Origin of the sequence: Leclercia sp. TB492, from assembly GCF_049974505.2 — a bacterium.
GTDB lineage: Bacteria > Pseudomonadota > Gammaproteobacteria > Enterobacterales > Enterobacteriaceae > Enterobacter > Enterobacter adecarboxylatus_C.
On sequence record NZ_CM127572.1, the window covers coordinates 2955096 to 2973177 of the forward strand.

22 protein-coding genes are annotated in these 18082 nt (G+C 55.4%); 14 read left to right on the forward strand and 8 right to left on the reverse strand.

Annotated elements, in window-relative coordinates; translation table 11 throughout:
- The first annotated feature begins 60 nt into the window (after nucleotides 1-60).
- The 8 genes from fliL (at nucleotide 61) to rcsA (ending at nucleotide 5046) form a co-directional block, all read left to right on the forward strand.
- The gene (gene fliL, locus ACP4QI_RS14035; protein WP_156264147.1) at nucleotides 61-528 is read left to right on the forward strand and encodes a flagellar basal body-associated protein FliL; all 468 of its coding nucleotides are present in this window, start codon (nucleotides 61-63) and stop codon (nucleotides 526-528) included.
- Nucleotides 529-532: 4 nt separating this feature from the next.
- A complete protein-coding gene (gene fliM / locus ACP4QI_RS14040; RefSeq protein ID WP_142486310.1) occupies nucleotides 533-1537 on the forward strand; it encodes a flagellar motor switch protein FliM in 1005 nt (334 codons plus the stop codon).
- Nucleotides 1534-1947: a flagellar motor switch protein FliN gene (gene fliN / locus ACP4QI_RS14045; protein WP_032612268.1), complete on the forward strand. Its 414-nt coding sequence runs from the start codon at nucleotides 1534-1536 to the stop codon at nucleotides 1945-1947. The genes fliM and fliN overlap by 4 nt, the downstream gene beginning before the upstream one ends.
- A 2-nt stretch (nucleotides 1948-1949) precedes the next feature.
- On the forward strand, nucleotides 1950-2324 hold the full coding sequence (gene fliO / locus ACP4QI_RS14050) for a flagellar biosynthetic protein FliO (protein WP_142486312.1): 375 nt from the start codon (nucleotides 1950-1952) through the stop codon (nucleotides 2322-2324).
- Complete coding sequence (fliP, locus tag ACP4QI_RS14055) at nucleotides 2324-3061, forward strand: flagellar type III secretion system pore protein FliP (protein ID WP_142486313.1); 738 nt, start codon at nucleotides 2324-2326, stop codon at nucleotides 3059-3061. The genes fliO and fliP overlap by 1 nt, the downstream gene beginning before the upstream one ends.
- Before the next feature lie 10 nt (nucleotides 3062-3071).
- The gene (gene fliQ / locus ACP4QI_RS14060; RefSeq protein ID WP_142486314.1) at nucleotides 3072-3341 is read left to right on the forward strand and encodes a flagellar biosynthesis protein FliQ; all 270 of its coding nucleotides are present in this window, start codon (nucleotides 3072-3074) and stop codon (nucleotides 3339-3341) included.
- 2 nt (nucleotides 3342-3343) lie between these two features.
- The gene (fliR, locus tag ACP4QI_RS14065) at nucleotides 3344-4129 is read left to right on the forward strand and encodes a flagellar biosynthetic protein FliR (protein ID WP_142486315.1); all 786 of its coding nucleotides are present in this window, start codon (nucleotides 3344-3346) and stop codon (nucleotides 4127-4129) included.
- A gap of 293 nt (nucleotides 4130-4422) precedes the next feature.
- The gene (gene rcsA / locus ACP4QI_RS14070; protein WP_426495296.1) at nucleotides 4423-5046 is read left to right on the forward strand and encodes a transcriptional regulator RcsA; all 624 of its coding nucleotides are present in this window, start codon (nucleotides 4423-4425) and stop codon (nucleotides 5044-5046) included.
- Nucleotides 5047-5145: 99 nt separating this feature from the next.
- On the opposite strand, the gene dsrB is transcribed toward rcsA, so the two are convergent.
- Nucleotides 5146-5334, reverse strand: coding sequence for a protein DsrB (dsrB, locus tag ACP4QI_RS14075; protein WP_185902371.1), 189 nt, complete (start codon nucleotides 5332-5334; stop codon nucleotides 5146-5148).
- Between the two features lie 128 nt (nucleotides 5335-5462).
- On the opposite strand from dsrB, the gene yodD reads away from it, so the two are divergent.
- Together yodD and ACP4QI_RS14085 are read left to right on the forward strand one after the other, a co-directional pair.
- Complete coding sequence (gene yodD, locus ACP4QI_RS14080; RefSeq protein WP_039032546.1) at nucleotides 5463-5690, forward strand: YodD family peroxide/acid resistance protein; 228 nt, start codon at nucleotides 5463-5465, stop codon at nucleotides 5688-5690.
- Between the two features lie 297 nt (nucleotides 5691-5987).
- Entirely contained in the window at nucleotides 5988-6800 is an 813-nt protein-coding gene (locus ACP4QI_RS14085) for a mannosyl-3-phosphoglycerate phosphatase-related protein (protein WP_231311966.1), read from the forward strand.
- Here ACP4QI_RS14085 and dgcQ read toward each other — a convergent pair.
- The 3 genes from dgcQ to ACP4QI_RS14100 form a co-directional block, all read right to left on the reverse strand.
- Complete coding sequence (dgcQ, locus tag ACP4QI_RS14090; RefSeq protein WP_426495295.1) at nucleotides 6782-8452, reverse strand: cellulose biosynthesis regulator diguanylate cyclase DgcQ; 1671 nt, start codon at nucleotides 8450-8452, stop codon at nucleotides 6782-6784. The two genes, ACP4QI_RS14085 and dgcQ, sit on opposite strands and share 19 nt — an antisense overlap.
- 113 nt (nucleotides 8453-8565) lie before the next feature.
- Nucleotides 8566-8748, reverse strand: a complete 183-nt coding sequence (locus ACP4QI_RS14095) for a YodC family protein (RefSeq protein WP_156264151.1) — start codon at nucleotides 8746-8748, stop codon at nucleotides 8566-8568.
- A gap of 78 nt (nucleotides 8749-8826) precedes the next feature.
- Entirely contained in the window at nucleotides 8827-9744 is a 918-nt protein-coding gene (locus ACP4QI_RS14100) for a DUF808 family protein (RefSeq protein ID WP_142486321.1), read from the reverse strand.
- Between the two features lie 178 nt (nucleotides 9745-9922).
- On the opposite strand from ACP4QI_RS14100, the gene yedA reads away from it, so the two are divergent.
- The gene (gene yedA, locus ACP4QI_RS14105) at nucleotides 9923-10837 is read left to right on the forward strand and encodes a drug/metabolite exporter YedA (protein ID WP_426495294.1); all 915 of its coding nucleotides are present in this window, start codon (nucleotides 9923-9925) and stop codon (nucleotides 10835-10837) included.
- On the opposite strand, the gene ACP4QI_RS14110 is transcribed toward yedA, so the two are convergent.
- From ACP4QI_RS14110 to drpB, 4 genes are read right to left on the reverse strand one after another with little or no spacing between them, the layout of a single operon-like run.
- The gene (locus ACP4QI_RS14110; protein WP_426495293.1) at nucleotides 10809-11300 is read right to left on the reverse strand and encodes a very short patch repair endonuclease; all 492 of its coding nucleotides are present in this window, start codon (nucleotides 11298-11300) and stop codon (nucleotides 10809-10811) included. The genes yedA and ACP4QI_RS14110 overlap by 29 nt on opposite strands.
- Nucleotides 11284-12714, reverse strand: coding sequence for a DNA cytosine methyltransferase (locus ACP4QI_RS14115; protein WP_185902372.1), 1431 nt, complete (start codon nucleotides 12712-12714; stop codon nucleotides 11284-11286). The genes ACP4QI_RS14110 and ACP4QI_RS14115 overlap by 17 nt, the downstream gene beginning before the upstream one ends.
- 50 nt (nucleotides 12715-12764) lie before the next feature.
- Nucleotides 12765-13460 carry a phosphohydrolase gene (locus ACP4QI_RS14120; protein ID WP_426495292.1) on the reverse strand — a complete coding sequence of 232 codons (696 nt, stop codon included), beginning with the start codon at nucleotides 13458-13460 and terminating at the stop codon, nucleotides 12765-12767.
- Nucleotides 13461-13502: 42 nt separating this feature from the next.
- Nucleotides 13503-13775, reverse strand: coding sequence for a cell division protein DrpB (drpB, locus tag ACP4QI_RS14125; RefSeq protein ID WP_142486325.1), 273 nt, complete (start codon nucleotides 13773-13775; stop codon nucleotides 13503-13505).
- A 644-nt stretch (nucleotides 13776-14419) separates the two neighbouring features.
- Between drpB and ACP4QI_RS14130 the strand changes: the two genes are divergently transcribed.
- The 3 genes from ACP4QI_RS14130 to dcuR all read left to right on the forward strand — a co-directional run bounded on the left by ACP4QI_RS14130 (nucleotide 14420) and on the right by dcuR (nucleotide 17962).
- Nucleotides 14420-15493 (forward strand): porin, encoded by a 1074-nt coding sequence (locus tag ACP4QI_RS14130; RefSeq protein WP_426495291.1) that lies wholly within the window; start codon nucleotides 14420-14422, stop codon nucleotides 15491-15493.
- A 133-nt stretch (nucleotides 15494-15626) separates the two neighbouring features.
- Nucleotides 15627-17240: a sensor histidine kinase gene (locus ACP4QI_RS14135; protein ID WP_142486327.1), complete on the forward strand. Its 1614-nt coding sequence runs from the start codon at nucleotides 15627-15629 to the stop codon at nucleotides 17238-17240.
- The gene (gene dcuR, locus ACP4QI_RS14140) at nucleotides 17237-17962 is read left to right on the forward strand and encodes a two-component system response regulator DcuR (protein ID WP_426495290.1); all 726 of its coding nucleotides are present in this window, start codon (nucleotides 17237-17239) and stop codon (nucleotides 17960-17962) included. Before ACP4QI_RS14135 ends, dcuR begins: the two co-directional genes overlap by 4 nt.
- Nucleotides 17963-18082 lie beyond the last annotated feature (120 nt).

The following is an 18082-nucleotide window of genomic DNA, read 5'->3' on the forward strand; positions in this document are numbered from 1 at the left end:
GGCGAGCGGACACGGGATAATCACCCCATTAGCAGTCCCGAAACAGGAAGCACGAATCAGATGACTGACTCCGCCATCACCAAGAAAAGTAAGCGTTCCATCTGGATCCCGCTTCTGGTGTTAATTACGCTCGCCGCCTGCGCTACCGCAGGTTACAGCTACTGGCGCATGAATAAAGCACCGTCAGCCGCAGCCAAAGCGGAGCCACCACCGCCGGCGGCCCCGGTCTTTTTCGCACTGGATACTTTTACCGTTAATCTGGGTGATGCCGAGCACGTGTTCTACGTGGGCATTACGCTGCGTCTGAAAGACGAGGCCACGCGCGCACGTCTGAGTGAATATCTGCCGGAAGTGCGCAGCCGTCTGCTGCTGCTGTTCTCGCGTCAGGATGCCGCGCAGTTGTCTACCGATGAAGGTAAACAAAAACTGGTGGTAGACATTAAGCAAACGCTGGCCGCGCCTCTGATAAGCGGTCAACCTAAGCAGGAAGTCACTGACGTTCTGTATACAGCTTTCATTCTGCGGTAACGACATGGGCGACAGTATTCTTTCTCAGGCGGAAATCGATGCGCTGCTTAACGGCGACAGCGATAAGACCGACGATCCAAAACCGGGTAAAGTGGGCGAAAGTGACATTCGCCCCTACGATCCCAATACCCAGCGTCGCGTGGTGCGCGAGCGTCTGCAGGCGCTGGAGATCATCAACGAACGTTTTGCCCGTCAGTTCCGTATGGGGCTGTTTAACCTGCTGCGTCGTAGCCCGGATATCACCGTCGGCGCGATCCGCATTCAGCCGTATCATGAGTTCGCCCGTAACCTGCCGGTACCGACGAACCTCAACCTGATCCATCTGAAACCCCTGCGCGGCACGGGTCTGTTCGTCTTCTCGCCAAGCCTGGTGTTTATCGCCGTGGATAACCTGTTCGGCGGCGACGGACGTTTCCCGACCAAAGTGGAAGGCCGCGAGTTTACCCATACCGAACAGCGCGTCATCAACCGCATGCTGAAGCTGGCCCTTGAAGGCTATAGCGACGCGTGGAAAGCGATTCATCCGCTGGACGTGGAGTATGTCCGTTCCGAGATGCAGGTGAAGTTCACCAACATCACCACCTCGCCAAACGACATCGTGGTTAACACCCCGTTCCACGTGGAGATCGGCAACCTGACCGGTGAGTTCAATATCTGCCTGCCGTTCAGCATGATTGAACCGCTGCGCGAAGTGCTGGTGAACCCGCCGCTGGAAAACTCCCGCCATGAAGATCAGAACTGGCGTGAGAACCTGGTGCGCCAGGTTCAGCACTCCCAGCTGGAACTGGTAGCGAACTTTGCCGACGTCCCGCTGCGTTTATCGCAGATCTTAAAATTAAAACCCGGAGATGTGCTGCCGATCGAAAAACCCGATCGCATCATTGCCCATGTGGATGGCGTGCCCGTGCTGACCAGCCAGTATGGCACCGTGAACAATCAATACGCGTTACGCGTTGAGCACCTGATTAACCCGATTTTGAATTCTCTGAATGAGGAACAGCCCAAATGAGTGATATGAACAATCCGTCCGATGACAACAACGGAGCACTGGACGATCTGTGGGCTGAGGCGTTAAACGAACAAAAAGCACCGGCCAGCAAAAGCGTTGCCGATGCGGTGTTCCAGCAGCTGGGCGGCGGTGACGTCAGCGGCACGCTGCAGGATATCGATCTGATTATGGATATCCCGGTCAAGCTGACCGTGGAGCTGGGTCGTACCCGAATGACCATCAAAGAGCTGCTGCGCCTGACGCAGGGTTCCGTGGTGGCGCTGGATGGTCTGGCCGGTGAGCCGCTGGATATTCTGATCAACGGCTACCTGATTGCCCAGGGTGAAGTCGTGGTTGTCGCCGATAAATACGGCGTGCGTATCACCGACATCATCACCCCGTCCGAACGTATGCGTCGTCTGAGCCGCTAAACATGAAGACCCAGGCCACCGTCTCTCAACCCTCTGCAGTGCCCGGTTCGCCGCTGCTGCAGGTCAGCGGTGCGCTGCTGGGGATCATTGCTTTTATTTTGATCGTCGCCTGGCTGGCAAAACGCGTCGGCCTGGCGGGTAAAACCGCCGGTGCGCGCGGGCTGAAGCTTACGGCCAGCACCTCGCTGGGGCCGCGCGAACGCGTGGTGATCGTGGAAGTGGAAGACGCCCGGCTGGTGCTGGGTGTGACCGCCTCGCAAATCAATATCCTGCATACATTGCCGCCTGCGCCGGTCTCTGAAGGGAGCAGCCCAGAGGTTCCACCGGATTTTCAGTCCGTGATGAAGAGTTTGCTTAAGCGTTCCGGGAGATCGTGATGCGCCCTGTTTTATCCCTTGCGCTTGCAGGCCTTGGCCTGTTTGCTCCCGCCGTGTACGCCCAGTTGCCAGGCCTGATCTCCACGCCGATGGCCGGGGGCGGCCAGAGCTGGACCCTGCCGGTTCAGACGCTGGTGTTTATCACCTCGCTCACCTTTATCCCGGCAATCCTGCTGATGATGACCAGCTTCACCCGCATCATCATCGTCTTTGGTCTGCTGCGTAATGCCCTGGGCACCCCTTCGGCACCGCCGAACCAGGTTCTGCTCGGTCTGTCCCTGTTTTTGACCTTCTTCATTATGTCGCCGGTGATCGACAAGATTTATGTCGATGCGTATCAGCCGTTCAGCGAAGACAAGATCTCAATGCAGGTGGCGCTGGAGAAAGGGGCGCAGCCGCTGCGAGAATTTATGCTGCGTCAGACCCGCGAATCAGACCTGGCCCTGTTTGCCCGTCTGGCCAACGCCGGGCCGATTCAGGGTCCGGAAGCGGTGCCGATGCGCATTCTGCTGCCCGCCTACGTCACCAGCGAGCTGAAAACCGCCTTCCAGATTGGTTTTACGATCTTCATTCCGTTTTTGATTATCGACCTGGTGATCGCCAGCGTGCTGATGGCGCTGGGGATGATGATGGTGCCTCCGGCAACCATTGCCCTGCCCTTCAAGCTGATGCTGTTTGTGCTGGTGGACGGCTGGCAGCTGCTGGTCGGCTCGCTGGCGCAAAGTTTCTACAGTTAAGGAGCGCGCAATGACGCCAGAATCGGTCATGATGATGGGCACGGAAGCGATGAAGGTCGCGATCTCCGTTGCCGCTCCCCTGCTGCTGGTGGCCCTGGTCACCGGTCTGATTATCAGTATCCTGCAGGCCGCCACGCAGATTAACGAAATGACCCTGTCATTTATCCCGAAAATCATCGCCGTGTTCGTGGCGATCATTGTTGCCGGGCCGTGGATGCTGAACCTGATGCTGGATTACATGCGTAATCTGTTTACCAACCTGCCGTACATCATCGGCTAGCTATGCTGCAAATTACCAGCGATCAATGGCTTGAGTGGCTCGGCCTCTACTTCTGGCCCCTGCTGCGCATTCTGGCCCTGATCTCCACCGCGCCGATCTTCAGTGAACGGGCGATCCCCAAGCGGGTAAAAATCGGCCTTGGCATTCTTATTACCATCATCGTTGCCCCGAGCCTGCCGCCGGTGAACGTGCCGATTTTTTCGGCCCCGGCGCTGTGGGTTGGGCTGCAGCAGATCCTGATTGGCGTGGCCATCGGCTTTACCATGCAGTTTGCCTTTGCCGCCGTGCGTACTGCCGGAGAGCTGATCGGTTTGCAGATGGGCCTGTCGTTCGCCACCTTCTTCGACCCGGGCAGCAGGCTCAACATGCCGATCATCGCCCGTATTATCGACCTGCTGGCAATGCTGCTGTTTCTGGCCTTTGATGGTCATCTGTGGCTGATTTCAATACTGGTGGACACATTCCATAGCCTGCCGATTGGCGGCGAGCCGGTGAACAGCAACGCCTTTATGGCCCTGACCCGCGCGGCCGGAATGATCTTCCTCAATGGCCTGATGCTGGCGCTACCTGTTATCACCCTGCTACTGACCGTCAACCTCGCGCTGGGTTTACTGAACCGTATGGCTCCCCAGCTCTCGGTGTTTGTTATTGGTTTCCCAATCACCCTGACCGTCGGTCTTTTGCTTATTTCCCTGTTAATGCCCCTTATTGCACCTTTCTGCGAACGCTTATTCAGTGAGGTATTTAATCTGCTGAGCAATATCCTGAGCGAACTGTCGACAAAGTAATAACCCCTGTGTTTTATATTGTCTCTTTGAGGATATTCCTAAAATAAGAATTGAGAAACATCTGCCAGGATATATCTGGTGCGGCCTGAATGTTTTTACCCACCTCACAATATTAAACATTTACTTTACTTTAAGATGTTTCCTGGCAAATTATACGTAACTTTACGGGATAGTGAGTTCGCCTGAAAGTCCTTGTAATGCTCACAGGTAATTATTTATTCCATCCCGTATGGCTGTTATAGAGCTCTCAGGCCGATGGTAAATTATCGTTATGCATTGAGTGAGGGTATGCCATGTCAACGATCATTATGGATTTATGCAGTTACACCCGGCTAGGGTTAACCGGGTATCTGGCCAGCAGAGGGGTAAAGAAAAAAGACATCAACGACGTACATAACGTTGACGGACTTGCCGCCGCGTGTGAGGCCCTGGCGCCAGGTGTGGTGTTTATTAATGAGGACTGTTTCATTCACGATCCTGCCAACAGTCAGCAAATAAAGCACATCATTAATCAACATCCCGGCACGCTGTTTATTGTATTTATGGCAATTGCCAATCTTCATTTCGACGAATATTTACGGGTACGTCAGAATCTTCTGATTAGTTCGAAATCCATTAAGCCCGAGTCACTGGATGACCTGGTGGGGGATTATTTAAGCAAAGAGATAAAGAATGTAGCGGAATTTAATTTTCCGACTTTATCATTAAGCCGGACTGAATCCAGTATGCTGCGAATGTGGATGGCAGGACAGGGAACCATTCAGATATCCGATCAGATGAATATCAAAGCCAAGACCGTTTCGTCACATAAAGGAAATATTAAAAGGAAGATAAAAACGCATAATAAGCAAGTGATCTATCATGTCGTCCGTCTGACAGACAATGTGACCAACGGAATCTACGTTAACCTGCGTTAACCCCCTCCCCTTTTCAATTATTCCCCGATCTCTGGCTATGCCAGAGATTTTTCCCTGCTGTAAACGGGTCGGGCCAGCCCGCGCTACCCGACACGGGCCTTACTCCTGGCTTTCGACGAAAATGCCGTCAGGGTGGCCAAGCTCGTTAAAGAACCAGATCCCGAGCGGATAATCTTCCAGTGAGACCAGATACATCGTGCCTTCATTAAACTGCTCAACTGCCAGGACAACACCCGGGCGGCGCGGCCCGCCGTCCGTTTTGACTGTCACCCGATCGTTAACCTTCATAGAATCCTCCTCTGGTTTTGAGCCAGTGTAGAACAAAACGTGAAAACTGGCAGCGTGTTGCCGCGTGATTGGCGCTTTTATCGGCGGTCTATACTAATAACTTCACCCCGTGAAATGAGGAGTAAGTGATGAAGACCGCAAAAGAGTACAGCGAAACGGCAAAACGCGAAGTGAACGTTGACGTTGATGCCCTGCTCGCCGCGATCAATGAAATCAGCGAGAGTGAGGTAAAACGGATCGAGGATGACCCTACCCGCGTGAGAGTGAATGACCGGGATTATCACACCTGGCGCGAGCTGGCTGAGGCGTTCGAGCTCGATATCCATGATTTTAGCGTGACGGAAGTTAATCGCTGAGGCGAAAAAAATCCCGGTCATGGGGTGACCGGGATCAAACTTGCTTATGCAAGAAGCACTTGTAAATTCGTTACACCAGGAAATCTGATGTCGTGATGACATTATCTGCAAAATTTTTGTAAGACAAGGATATATTTTTCACATTTATAGTTACTACACGAAATTAAAGTTTTAGTTATGGTTGCCAACAAGCCTGGGACGCGGCCTGAACGGGATCGGTTCCATAAGAGAAACTTTTCCGCTCTGTTTTTTTAAGATAAATCTTATCTGCAACCTTCATCTGTTACGGGAGATGCTATGCCTTCACTTGAGGACCCGCTGCTCATCTATAGCGATCTGGATGGCACGCTACTGGATATTCATACCTACGACTGGCAGCCTGCGGCCGGCTGGCTGGAGAGGTTGCAGGACCATCAAATCCCGATCGTTCTCTGCAGCAGCAAAACGGCGGCTGAAATGCTGGAGATCCAGAGCGATCTCGGGCTGGATGGCCTGCCCTTTATTGCCGAAAACGGCGCGGTGATCCAGCTGGATGTACGCTGGAACGACCATCCCGACGCCCCCCGGCTGATCAACGGCGTTCCCCATACCGACATCGTCCAGGTAATCAATCAGCTGCGCGACGATGCAGGCTACAGGTTCACTACCTTCGATGATGTCGACGATCGGGTGATTAGCGAGTGGACCGGGCTCAGCCGCGAACGCGCGATGCTGGCGCGGCTGCACGAAGCCTCGGTAACGCTGATCTGGCGCGACAGCGACGAAAAAATGGCGGCCTTTGAGGCGGCGCTGCTAGAACTGGGGCTGAAGTTTGTTCAGGGCGCGCGCTTCTGGCACATCCTCGATGCCCGGGGCGGTAAAGATCAGGCCATCAGCTGGCTCAACGAGCAGTACCTGCAGCGCGACGGCATGCTTCCTACAACCTTAGGCCTGGGTGACGGGCCAAACGATGCCCCTCTGCTGGACAGCGTGGACCTGGCGGTGGTGGTCAAAGGGATTAACCGCCAGGGCGTACAGCTGAAAAACGACGACCCTGAGCGGGTTTACCATACCCAACAGCCCGGCCCTGCGGGCTGGCGTGAAGGGCTGGATCACTTCTTCTCGTCCTGACCAACAACCTGGTTGCGTCCTCGCTGTTTCGCCTGGTAGAGACGGGCGTCAGCGATGGACTGCAGCTGCTCAAAGTCATAATTATCGCTTTCACGGGCGCTGCTGACGCCGATCGACACGCTGATCCGCGCCGTCTGGCTCTTTTTCACCAGGATTTCGCGGTCGTTGATGCGCGCGCGGATCCGCTCTGCAATCCGCATCGCCTCTTCAGGCCCGGCCCCCGGCAGGACGACGCAAAACTCTTCGCCCCCCACGCGCCCGGCGACGTCAGCCTCCCGTATCGTGCTGGTGATTAACCTGGCCGCATGGGTGAGCACCTTGTCGCCCGCCTGATGACCATACCTGTCGTTAACGCTTTTAAAATGGTCAAGATCCAACTGCATTACCGAGTAGGGCTGATGCTGCTGTTCGCATCTTTTCGCCAGCGCTTTCGCCCGCTCAAACAGCGCGCCGCGGTTATTGATCCGCGTCAGAGGGTCGTGCCATGCCTGCCACTGGAGCGAGTGTTGCAGCCGGTACATGTTGCTGACCATCCGGCGGATCACAAACCATGAACCAATCAGCATCGCGGTGAACAGCAGCCACAGCAGCGTCAGGGCAATCGTAATGCTGCCAAAATCGCCGTGCGCCCCTTCCCGTAAGGTGTGAATGCGCAGCAGAACACCGTCGAAGTGGTCCAGATGCTGCCAGTTAACGTAACGGCTCCCCAGCCGAATCTCCCCTACGGTATCGTTCTCAAGCGTGCTGGCAATTTGTGCCCGCTCACGCTCGTCAAAATGGTTCACATGACTGGCGACGCTCTCCGAGGTGGCGAGCAGAGTAAAACTGTTGTCGTAGAGCTGGAACTCCCCTTCGCCGTTATCCCCTACCGCATCCTGGAGCAGTTTCTTAAGCCCCTGGAAGGTAAAATCAATCGCCAGCACGCCGTACCAGTCACGTTGATAGTCGACCGGCATGCTGACGTTAACAATTTTTTCATTTATCAGCGTAAGCCAACGCACGCTGCGGGGCCGATTATCGCGCTCTGATTGTTGGGTAAACCACGGGCTGGTCACCAGCTGATAATAGCGGGTGGGAATGTCGCGTACGGTATCGATTGGATCGGTCGAGACATAAAACCCCGCACGCGAGACATAAACGATGCGCTTCGCGTGCGCCGCCGGGGCATTAATCCGCAGCAAATAGCCCATTTCAAAGGCAGCGCTCATCTCCTTTTCGAGCCGTTCGTCGTCGCGTATCAGGCTGGTGGTCTGCTGTACAAACGCATCGGAAATGCCGTTCAGCGGTAAAGTACGCCGCTCGTCGAAGGCCAACTGCCAGAAAGGTTTGTTTCGCAGGTCATTGAAACGGGAGACCGTGTCGTGCAGCACAGGCGCGGCCAGCGGAGTTTCAAGGGCATCCTGCATGCCGTTACGAAAGAAGAGCAGCTTTTCGACGCTGAACTGCAGCTGGCGATCCAGCGAGTTGACCACGTTCTCAAGATGGGTGTGCTGAGTCGCGGCGTAGGCGTCTTCCAGCACCACAGCCTCGCGCCAGGTCAGTAACGTGGAGACGATGAGGACAGCAATAAAGCAAATATTTACAACCCGGCCCGGATGAAAACGATGACGTGCCGAAAAAACCTCTTTTCTTACAATATCGTCGGGCTGCACACACACTCCCTGAAAGCCACCTGCGCCATCCGCATGGGCGGGGACGGCAATGTTACTGCCTGTAAGCGATTATAGCGCACAAAAACGCCCGGCATTGCCGGGCGTAGCGTGACTTAAGCCTTGTCCTGTCGCCGGGTGCCGTCACCATGCTGAAGCTCTTCTTCACGAAACGCTTCCTGCTTGATGCCGTAACCGTCGTACCAGCGACACTCCACCATTCCGCTTGCATAGCCGGTGACGACCATACGTGGACCGCCGTTTTTTGGCTTAACTTCATCGCTGACCAGAAAGACCATAACCGCCTCCTTTATCAGTGTGAAACTGTATCAATTTAGTCGAGGAATAACAGTTATGCCTGGTATAGCCAGAAGTTATTAATGTGAGCGACCTCGCATTTTTTCCACGAGTTTCACCACCGCGACCACCACGAGGCCAATAATCAACCCGAGCACCAGATTCAGTAAGGTGGGTAAAACAGTTGCAATAACAGCACCTTGAGCCTCAGAAAAATGCTCGATGGCATGATGCAGCGGCGCAATGCCATGCACCACAATCCCGCCGCCGACGAGGAACATGGCCAGGGTGCCGATTACCGACAGGGACTTCATCAGCCAGGGGGCTACCACCAGCAGGGCTTTACCCGTCATCTTCGCCAGCGCGCTGGTTTTATCACTCAGCCAGTAGCCGACGTCATCCAGTTTGACGATGATGCCCACCAGGCCGTAGACGCCCAGGGTGACCACAAAGGCGATCCCGGACAGCACCAGCACCTGGTTCAGCAGCGGCGCATCCGCCACAATCCCCAGGGTAATAGCCACAATTTCCGCCGACAGGATAAAGTCGGTACGGATCGCGCCCTTGATTTTATCCCGCTCAAAGGTGACAGGATCTTGTGCGGCCAGCGCTTCCAGACGCTGTTGCCGCGCTTCCGGGCTCTCCTTCCCTTTATTTTTACGCGATTCGAGGGAGTGCAATATTTTCTCTGCCCCTTCAAAGCAGAGAAATGCCCCGCCAACCATCAGCAGCGGCGTAATGGCCCACGGAATAAAGGCGCTGATCAGCAACGCCAGCGGCACGAGGATCACTTTATTGAGCAGTGAACCCTTCGCCACGGCCCAGACTACGGGCAGCTCGCGATTGGCGCGCACGCCCGAGACCTGTTGGGCATTGAGAGAGAGATCGTCCCCCAGCACGCCCGCGGTTTTCTTGGCCGCCAGTTTTCCCATCAGCGAAATATCGTCCAGCAGCGTGGCAATATCATCCAGCAGTGTTAATAAGCTACTTCCCGCCAAAATAACGTTCCTTCTTTTTTGTTAATAACCTGAACAGTATGGAGTAAAACCCGGAACCCCGAAACTATCCCGTTTAAGTCAACAAATAATTCACTTATGTAACACAATTAAAGCGCTCGCCAGCGCGATAGTTTTCACGTTAACTCTATGCGACCGAATTATTTCATTGTGAGGGAGTATGCGTTTCAGGCACGTTTTACCATTAGCGGGCGCGCTGTTTGCGCTCTATATCATCTGGGGTTCCACCTATTTCGTGATCCGTATCGGCGTGGAGAGCTGGCCGCCCCTGATGATGGCCGGAGTGCGTTTTCTTTCTGCGGGCGTGCTGCTGCTGGCGTTTTTATTCCTGCGCGGCCATAAGCTGCCGCCGCTGCGCCCGCTTCTCAACGCCGCTCTGATCGGCGTCCTGCTGCTGGCTGTCGGGAACGGCTTTGTTACCGTCGCGGAACATCAAAACGTGCCCTCCGGGATCGCGGCGGTGGTGGTGGCGACCGTTCCGCTGTTCACCCTCTGCTTCAGCCGCCTGTTTGGCATCAAAACGCGCAAGCTGGAGTGGCTGGGGATCGCCATCGGGATGGCAGGCATTATTCTGCTCAACAACGGCGGAAACCTGAGCGGCAATCCGTGGGGTGCGCTGCTCATCCTGATCGGGTCGATGAGCTGGGCGTTTGGTTCGGTGTACGGCTCGCGCATTGAATTACCCACCGGGATGATGGCCGGGGCCATTGAGATGGTCACCGCGGGGATTGTGCTGCTGGTAGCGTCAATGCTTTCCGGCGAGAAGCTGACTGCCCTTCCCGACCTGTCAGGCTTCCTGGCGGTGGGCTATCTGGCGATATTCGGCTCGGTGATCGCGATTAATGCCTATATGTTCCTGATCCGCAATGTCTCTCCGGCGGTTGCCACCAGCTATGCCTACGTGAACCCGGTGGTCGCCGTGCTGCTGGGTACGGGTCTCGGTGGGGAATCGCTCTCCCCGGTTGAGTGGATGGCGCTGGGGATCATTATTATGGCGGTGGTGCTGGTGACCTTAGGCAAGTATCTGTTCCCGGCCAAACCGGTGGTTACGCCGTGTCAGGCGGAGAAACCCTAAGCGGGCGAATGCCCAGGGTGTCGATCTGCGCGGTCTCGCCGCCGCCGCAGATCCACTCTTCCAGACGCTCAGTAAGCGCCCTGTCATCCAGCTTCAGCCTGCCGCGCAGCGCGCATTCCCACACTACCAGCACCCGCCAGCCCTGCTGCTGTAACAGCGCGATATCGCGGTTGTCGCGAATAACGTTTTTACCAATCTTCTCCAGCCAGAAGTCGGTGCGGGTCGCCGGGACCTTAAACAGATAGCAGTCGTGGCGATGCCAGAAACAGCCATGCGTGAAGATCACGCACTGGTGGCTATCAATCACAAAATCAGGCCGTCCGGCAAGGCTGGTATCCTGCACGCGGAACTCAAAGCCGACCTGCGCCAGCAGACCAGCCAGCCGTTTTTCAATGGCCGTATCCCGCGTGCCGATGGCGCGCATGTTCTTGCTGCGGGTGGCCTTATTATGTACGTCCGCCATTGACAGTCTCAGCCTTACGTTGCGCTACCGCCTGCAGAATACGCGACTCCAGCAGTCGGGCGACGGCGGCAAACGCCGGTACCACTACCGAATTGCCAAACTGGCGGTAGGCCTGGGTGTCAGATACCGGGATGCGGAATTGGTAGCCCTGCGGGGTTTCAAAGCCCATCAGACGAGCACATTCGCGCGGCGTCAGACGGCGCGGCCGATGACGCTGGTTTTCAGGATCGTCGAAATCCCGCTCGCCAAGGGCTTTGTCCCAGCCCCGGTCGATAAGGATCTCCGCGCCATCTTTGTAATAGCGTGCCGACAGGGTGCGGGCGACGCTGTTCGGGTTCGTCGGATCGACCATCCCGAAGCCAAACCCGTTACCCTTCGCCTGATGCTTCTGCGCATAGCGATAGAGATACTTCCACAGCACCGGGGTGAGAATGAATTTTGCGTCCACGACGGGCTCGAGCAGATCGGCAATTGTGGGTCGCCGTGCCGGCCACAGCCCCGGGAGATCGCGCAGGGTGAAGTTGCCCCGCAGGTTGAGATCGCGACGAAAGCCCACCAGCACAATGCGCTCGCGGTGCTGGGGCAGGAAGTGTTTTCCATCGATAATCTTCGGATCGTCTGGCCCGCTCTCCGCGGCATCCGCCACGTCATACCCCAGGTCGTCCAGGGTCTGCATGATGATGCGGAACGTTTTACCGCCGTCATGGCTCTTCAGGTTTTTCACGTTCTCCAGCACAAAGATTGCCGGGCGGCGGGCGTCAATAATGCGCGCCACGTCAAAGAACAACGTGCCCTGAGTGTCACAGGCAAAACCGTGCGCGCGACCCAGAGCGTTCTTCTTTGATACGCCAGCCAGCGAAAACGGCTGGCATGGGAAGCCTGCGAGCAGCACGTCGTGCGCCGGAATGGCGTTGCGGATGTGCTGCGCCGCCTCGTCGTCCGTCACGCCGCTCTGGTGGCTGAGCGTCACTTCGCGGATGTCATCATTAAACTGGTGCGCATCCGGATCGCAGTACCAGTTGGCCTTGTAGGTGCGTACCGCATGTTTGTTCCACTCACTGGTAAATACGCACTGGCCGCCAATCGCCTCAAATCCATGACGGATGCCGCCGATCCCGGCGAACAGATCGACAAAGCGGAACGCATAGTGAGGATGACAGGCCGGAGGACGCGGCAGCAGGTTTTGCAGGAAGCGGTATTCACCGTCGCTAAGGCGATGTCCTGCCCGCTCGCTGGTCACCAGTCGTTTGAGGATCGCCGGACTCCAGTGGCTGTCACCCTGAGCAACCAGAAGATGAGCCAACGTTCTGGCATCGTAAATTTCCAGAAGCTGGCTCAATAACGCCTGAACTGACGCCGTTGATTTATCTGCCAGCACAAGCGCCGACTCCGTCACTGATACATTTTCCTGCATACATTTAACCGGGCCAAAAAAGACTTAAGAGAGAGTAACACAGAAAGGCATTACAGACTGTCGCGGAAACGCTGCACTACCGCGGCGTCAATACCCTCGTAATCGCCGCGTAGCTCGGCGCTGAGCCGGGCCATAAACTGAATCAGCACATCGGCACTCTGTCGCGCAAGCTGGCGACCGGCGGTGGTCTGCATCGTCCCGGGCAGGCGGAGCAGTTTGCTCTGGAAATGGTCCAGGGCGTACGCCCGGTCGTTCAGCTCGCGCGCATCAGCAAAGGGATCCTCCGGGTCGAACAGCGGAACCCCCAGCGCGCCGGACACGGCAAAGACGCGCGCCAGGCCAATCGCGCCCAGGGCCTCCAGCCGGTCGGCGTCCTGCACGATTTTGGCTTCATCGGTAAGCGGCGTAATGCCCGCGCTGAAGCTGTGCGCCTCGATGGCATGCTGGATCGCGGCATAGTGATGGGCAGGAAAATCGGCAAAGTCGTCGCGCAGGATGGCCATCGTTCTTTCGGCGGCCAACTGCGACGAGCGGCCGCGCTGCGGATGGTTTTTCGGCAGGCTGACGATATCGTGAAAATAACAGGCCGTCAGGATGACCAGGGGATCGACCGGCAAATCTTTCATCAACCGCTGTGCGGTATTCCAGACACGACGGAAATGGGAGATATCATGGGCGGTATCATCGGTGGCATGATGCGCCTTCAGCCAGTTTTCAAAACGTTGCTGCCACTGCACGAGTTCCATATCGGCTTTCCAGAAAGTGAAAAGCCGTACAATAGCAATTATTTACTCTTCTGACACATCACGCGGCCGGGTGTACCAGGCAATGGCGCCCAGGATTCCCCCCACCGCGCTTAAAAGCAGAAAACCGCACAGGGCACTAAGCCATTTCCCGGACGTTGAGCCGAGATCGTCCTCAATCAGCGGCCCTGATACCGAGGTGACTTTGCTGACGATCCACAAATAGCGCGCCATCGCCCAGATGAAATAGCCGCAAAAGGCGTAAAAAACCCACAGGGCCAGCTTGCCTCCCAGGCTGCGATCGTGTTTTTGTTCCATGTTGTCCTTTCCTTTTTCACGGCACGTTGGCCGTCGCATTCACATCGCCAATTCGAACCGGTAAATAAATCACATTTTCTGATGAAAAACACGCTACCTGTAAAACTTTCCCCTGTCGATTTGCGTTAAGTTGATCTTTCGCAATTTTGTATTGATTATAATTATAATTCCACAGTATTTATGCAGTCAGGGAAATGTCATAGCCTAAAACAAGGCTGTAAATGCGTTATTTCACTCTTATTATTCAAGGAACATATTTTCCAAAGCGGATAACTGTGCAATGATGACGGGGTTATGTGCTTTTTTATCGCTTCACTATTAAATACTCTTAAATTACCCCTTTATTTTTGCCCGATACTATTATCGGGCTTTTTATTGTCTTTTCCGCAGGACCCCTTCTTCATCAATAGATCCGTGAAAATAAATAACCACTTGAAATACATATCAATAAAAAGCAATAATACATTTTTCAGAACCATAAATATAAAATATAATGACACCGTAATTAATATTTTGAAATAATCTAAATGATTTAGTTACATTTATTTTTAAACAGTAAAAACCCACCCTGAAATAGTATTGAGCCCGTAACCCGGAGGGGGTTGCGTATATTCATTAAAAAAATACATTCAAGGGAATATATAATGAAAAGAAAAGTTCTGGCAGTTCTCGTCCCTGTTTTGTTGAGCGCTGGCGCGGTAAATGCGGCTGAAATCTACAACAAGGACGGCAATAAATTCGATCTTTACGGAAAAATGGTCGGAAAGCGCATCTGGAACAATACCGACGATAGCAACAGCGAAAACTTTGATGACTCTTACGCCCGTTTCGGCATTAAAGGCGAAACACAAATCAACAACGACCTGACCGGTTTCGGTCAGTTTGAGTACAACATGGGTGCCAGCGCCCCGGAAGGCGAACAGGATGAGAGCAGCCGTCTGGCATTCGCAGGTCTGAGATTCGGTGACTACGGTTCGTTTGACTATGGCCGCAACTACGGTGTGGCTTACGACGCCGGGGCGTACACCGATATGCTCGTGGAATGGGGTGGCGATTCCTGGGTTCACACCGATAACTTTATGACTGGCCGTACCACCGGCGTGGCGACTTATCGCAACACGGACTTCTTCGGCGCGGTTGAAGGGCTGGATTTTGCGCTGCAGTACCAGGGTAAAGACCACGATAGCCAGGTGAAAAAAGCCAACGGTGACGGTTACAGCACCTCCCTCGCCTACAACTTCGATGGCTTTGGCTTCGTCGGCGTCTACGGCAAGTCTGACCGTACCAACAAACAGTCCCTGGACGGCTTTGGCGATACCGCTGAAGTCTGGTCGCTGGCCGCGAAGTATGATGCCAACAATCTCTACGCTGCGGTGATGTACGGTGAAACCCGCAACATGACCTACGTGAGCAATAAAGGTTTTGCCAACAAAACGCAGAACGTTGAAGCCGTGGTGCAGTACCAGTTTGACTTTGGCCTGCGTCCTTCCCTGGGCTACGTCTACTCCACAGGCAAAGATCTGGGTGAACGCAACGGCGTTCGCGGCGTGAATGCCGACCTCGTGAACTATGTTGAACTGGGTACCTGGTACTACTTCAACAAGAACATGAATGTCTACACTGCGTATAAATTCAACCTGCTGGATGATGATGACGCGGCCCGTACCGGCATGCCTGCTGACGACCAGTTCGCGCTGGGTATCGTTTACCAGTTCTGATTGTCCGGCAAGACTCTGTTAAGCCCGCTACGAAGCGGGCTTTTTGCTTTTTAACCGCCACCAGATTTACATAGCTTTAACAAATTAGCGCCATCAGCCATAATGCCCACTTTCTGTATGTCCTGGAGTTTCAATGCGCGATTTGCCGCCCCTCCCCCCTACGCGCAAGCGCCCAATGAAACTGAACACCCTGGTCACGCTGATGGTCTACAGCGTGACGGGCGCGATTCTGCTGGTGATTTTTGTCCTCTATTTTGCGCAAATCACCCGGGCTACGCGCGATGGCGTGCGGGATACCGCCCTGGCGGTCGCCAGAACCCTGGCTGATAGCCCGGAGGTGACCCGCGGCTTGTCCCTGCCCCCGGACAGTAACATCATCCAGCCTGTCGCCCGGGCGGTGATGCAGCGCAACAACCTGCTGTTTGCCGTTGTCACCGACATGCGGGGGATCCGCTATTCGCATCCCAACAGCGCCCTGCTCGGCAAAGCCTTTATTGGGGACGACCTTCGGCCTGCGCTGGAAGATAAAGAGAATGTTGCTGTCAACCACGGGGTACTCGACGAGGCGCTGCGGGTGTTTACGCCTGTCTATAACGCACAGCATCAGCAGATTGGCGTGGTTGCGGTGGGGATCTCCCTGATTAAAGTAGAGCAGCAGATCGCCCGCAACCGCTGGGATGCCATCTGGCTGGTGCTGTTCAGCGCCCTGATGGGCGCGCTCGGCGCATGGGGGCTGGTGCGGATGCTGAAGCGCGTGCTGTTTGGCCTCGAACCGTATCAAATATCAGCCTTGCTGGAGCAGCGCCAGGCGATGCTGCAATCCCTGCGCGAGGGGGTGATCGCGGTGGATCAGCAGGGGCATGTGACGATGATAAACCATGCTGCCCGGCAGATCCTGAATGCCAGCGCCAGCAGTCATACCCTGCACGAGGCGCCGCTGCTGGCGAACCTGCGCGAGGTATTACAAACCGGGCTGCCGCGTCAGGATCAGGAGATCAACTGTCACGGCCGGCTGTTGCTCTGCAACACCCTGCCCGTCAAAAGCGAGAATCAGCTGATGGGCGCCATCACCACCTTCCGTGATAAGACCGAGATCAGCCAGCTGTTGCAGAGGCTGGACGGGATGGTGAGTTATCTGGATGTGCTGCGCAGCCATTCCCATGAGTTTATGAACAAGCTGCATGTGATCCTCGGGCTACTGCATATGAAGCACTATGCCAAACTGGAAGAGTACGTCCTGTTGACCGCCAATGCCTGGCAGAGCGACGTCGGCACGCTGCAGCGCAACGTGAAATCGCCGGTGGTGGCCGGTTTTCTGCTGAGTAAGATCAGCCGCGCCAGAGAGCTGGGATTTAGCCTGACGCTTTCGGATGCCAGCCTGGTGCCGGATAACCCAAATGAACAGCAGGTCGCGGGGCTGATCACCGTGCTCGGTAATCTGATCGAGAATGCGCTGGATGCGATGGCCGCGCAGTCCGAGGGGGAAATCAGCCTCCTCCTGCACTATCAGCAGGGCTGGCTGAGTGCCGAAGTGAGTGACGACGGGCCGGGCATCGCCCCCGACCATCTGCAGGCCATTTTTAACAAAGGATTTTCCACCAAAGGGGAAAACCGGGGGGTGGGGCTATTCCTCGCCCGCCAGCAAATCGAAAACCTGGGCGGGGAGATCGCCGTAGAATCTGAGCCGGGCGTATTTACCCAGTTTTTTGTTCAGCTCCCCTGGGACAGTGAAAGGAAAAGCGCGTGATACATGTTTTGATTGTTGATGATGATGCCATGGTGGCCGATCTTAACCGCCTGTACGTAAACCGGGTCGACGGTTTTTGCTGCTGCGGCATTGCCACGTCGCTGGCAGAGGCCGGGGCCGTGCTGAACGCCCCCGCCCGGCAGGTCGATCTGATCCTGCTGGATGTCTACATGCAGCGTGATAATGGCCTGAGCCTGCTGCCGGTTATCCGGGCATCCGGCCGTGACACCGATGTCATCATGATCACCTCGGCTTCCGATGCCGCGACTATTCAGACCGCCATGCATTACGGGGTGGTGGACTATTTGATCAAACCGTTCCAGTTCCCGCGCTTCGAAGAGGCGTTGAACGGCTGGCGTGAGAAAAAAGCCCTGATGGGATCGCATCAGTATCATGACCAGGCCGATGTTGACCGGCTGCTGCGCGGCGGCGCGCCAGGGCTGGCGGACAGTCGACGCCTGCCGAAAGGGCTCACCCCGCAGACGCTGCGCACGCTGTGCCTGTGGATTGACGCCCATCCGGGGACGGAATTTTCGACCGACGATCTGGCTAGCGCAGTCAATATTTCCCGGGTGTCCTGCCGCAAATACCTGATTTGGCTGGCCCAGGTCAACATTCTGCACACCAGCATTCACTATGGTGCCACCGGCCGGCCCGTGTATCGCTATCGTCTGCGCCCCGAGCAGGTTGCCCTGCTTCGGCAATATTGCCACCAGGAGTAACGCCCGCAATACAACCTCTTCAGGTAAACATCCTGATTTAGTTCACATATATTGTTTTGAAGCGGTAAAGGGCTGTTACTACCCGTAAGTGGAATGATAAGGTACCCAGCGCACAGGATG

What these genes read in the sequence shown, in the direction of transcription:
- fliL (WP_156264147.1), top strand. Translation starts at nt 61, where the DNA reads ATGACTGACTCCGCCATCACCAAGAAAAGTAAGCGTTCCATCTGGATC.
- fliM (WP_142486310.1), top strand. Translation starts at nt 533, where the DNA reads ATGGGCGACAGTATTCTTTCTCAGGCGGAAATCGATGCGCTGCTTAAC.
- fliN (WP_032612268.1), top strand. Translation starts at nt 1,534, where the DNA reads ATGAGTGATATGAACAATCCGTCCGATGACAACAACGGAGCACTGGAC.
- fliO (WP_142486312.1), top strand. Translation starts at nt 1,950, where the DNA reads ATGAAGACCCAGGCCACCGTCTCTCAACCCTCTGCAGTGCCCGGTTCG.
- fliP (WP_142486313.1), top strand. Translation starts at nt 2,324, where the DNA reads ATGCGCCCTGTTTTATCCCTTGCGCTTGCAGGCCTTGGCCTGTTTGCT.
- fliQ (WP_142486314.1), top strand. Translation starts at nt 3,072, where the DNA reads ATGACGCCAGAATCGGTCATGATGATGGGCACGGAAGCGATGAAGGTC.
- fliR (WP_142486315.1), top strand. Translation starts at nt 3,344, where the DNA reads ATGCTGCAAATTACCAGCGATCAATGGCTTGAGTGGCTCGGCCTCTAC.
- rcsA (WP_426495296.1), top strand. Translation starts at nt 4,423, where the DNA reads ATGTCAACGATCATTATGGATTTATGCAGTTACACCCGGCTAGGGTTA.
- dsrB (WP_185902371.1), bottom strand. Translation starts at nt 5,334, where the DNA reads ATGAAGGTTAACGATCGGGTGACAGTCAAAACGGACGGCGGGCCGCGC.
- yodD (WP_039032546.1), top strand. Translation starts at nt 5,463, where the DNA reads ATGAAGACCGCAAAAGAGTACAGCGAAACGGCAAAACGCGAAGTGAAC.
- ACP4QI_RS14085 (WP_231311966.1), top strand. Translation starts at nt 5,988, where the DNA reads ATGCCTTCACTTGAGGACCCGCTGCTCATCTATAGCGATCTGGATGGC.
- ACP4QI_RS14095 (WP_156264151.1), bottom strand. Translation starts at nt 8,748, where the DNA reads ATGGTCTTTCTGGTCAGCGATGAAGTTAAGCCAAAAAACGGCGGTCCA.
- yedA (WP_426495294.1), top strand. Translation starts at nt 9,923, where the DNA reads ATGCGTTTCAGGCACGTTTTACCATTAGCGGGCGCGCTGTTTGCGCTC.
- ACP4QI_RS14110 (WP_426495293.1), bottom strand. Translation starts at nt 11,300, where the DNA reads ATGGCGGACGTACATAATAAGGCCACCCGCAGCAAGAACATGCGCGCC.
- ACP4QI_RS14115 (WP_185902372.1), bottom strand. Translation starts at nt 12,714, where the DNA reads ATGCAGGAAAATGTATCAGTGACGGAGTCGGCGCTTGTGCTGGCAGAT.
- ACP4QI_RS14120 (WP_426495292.1), bottom strand. Translation starts at nt 13,460, where the DNA reads ATGGAACTCGTGCAGTGGCAGCAACGTTTTGAAAACTGGCTGAAGGCG.
- drpB (WP_142486325.1), bottom strand. Translation starts at nt 13,775, where the DNA reads ATGGAACAAAAACACGATCGCAGCCTGGGAGGCAAGCTGGCCCTGTGG.
- ACP4QI_RS14130 (WP_426495291.1), top strand. Translation starts at nt 14,420, where the DNA reads ATGAAAAGAAAAGTTCTGGCAGTTCTCGTCCCTGTTTTGTTGAGCGCT.
- ACP4QI_RS14135 (WP_142486327.1), top strand. Translation starts at nt 15,627, where the DNA reads ATGCGCGATTTGCCGCCCCTCCCCCCTACGCGCAAGCGCCCAATGAAA.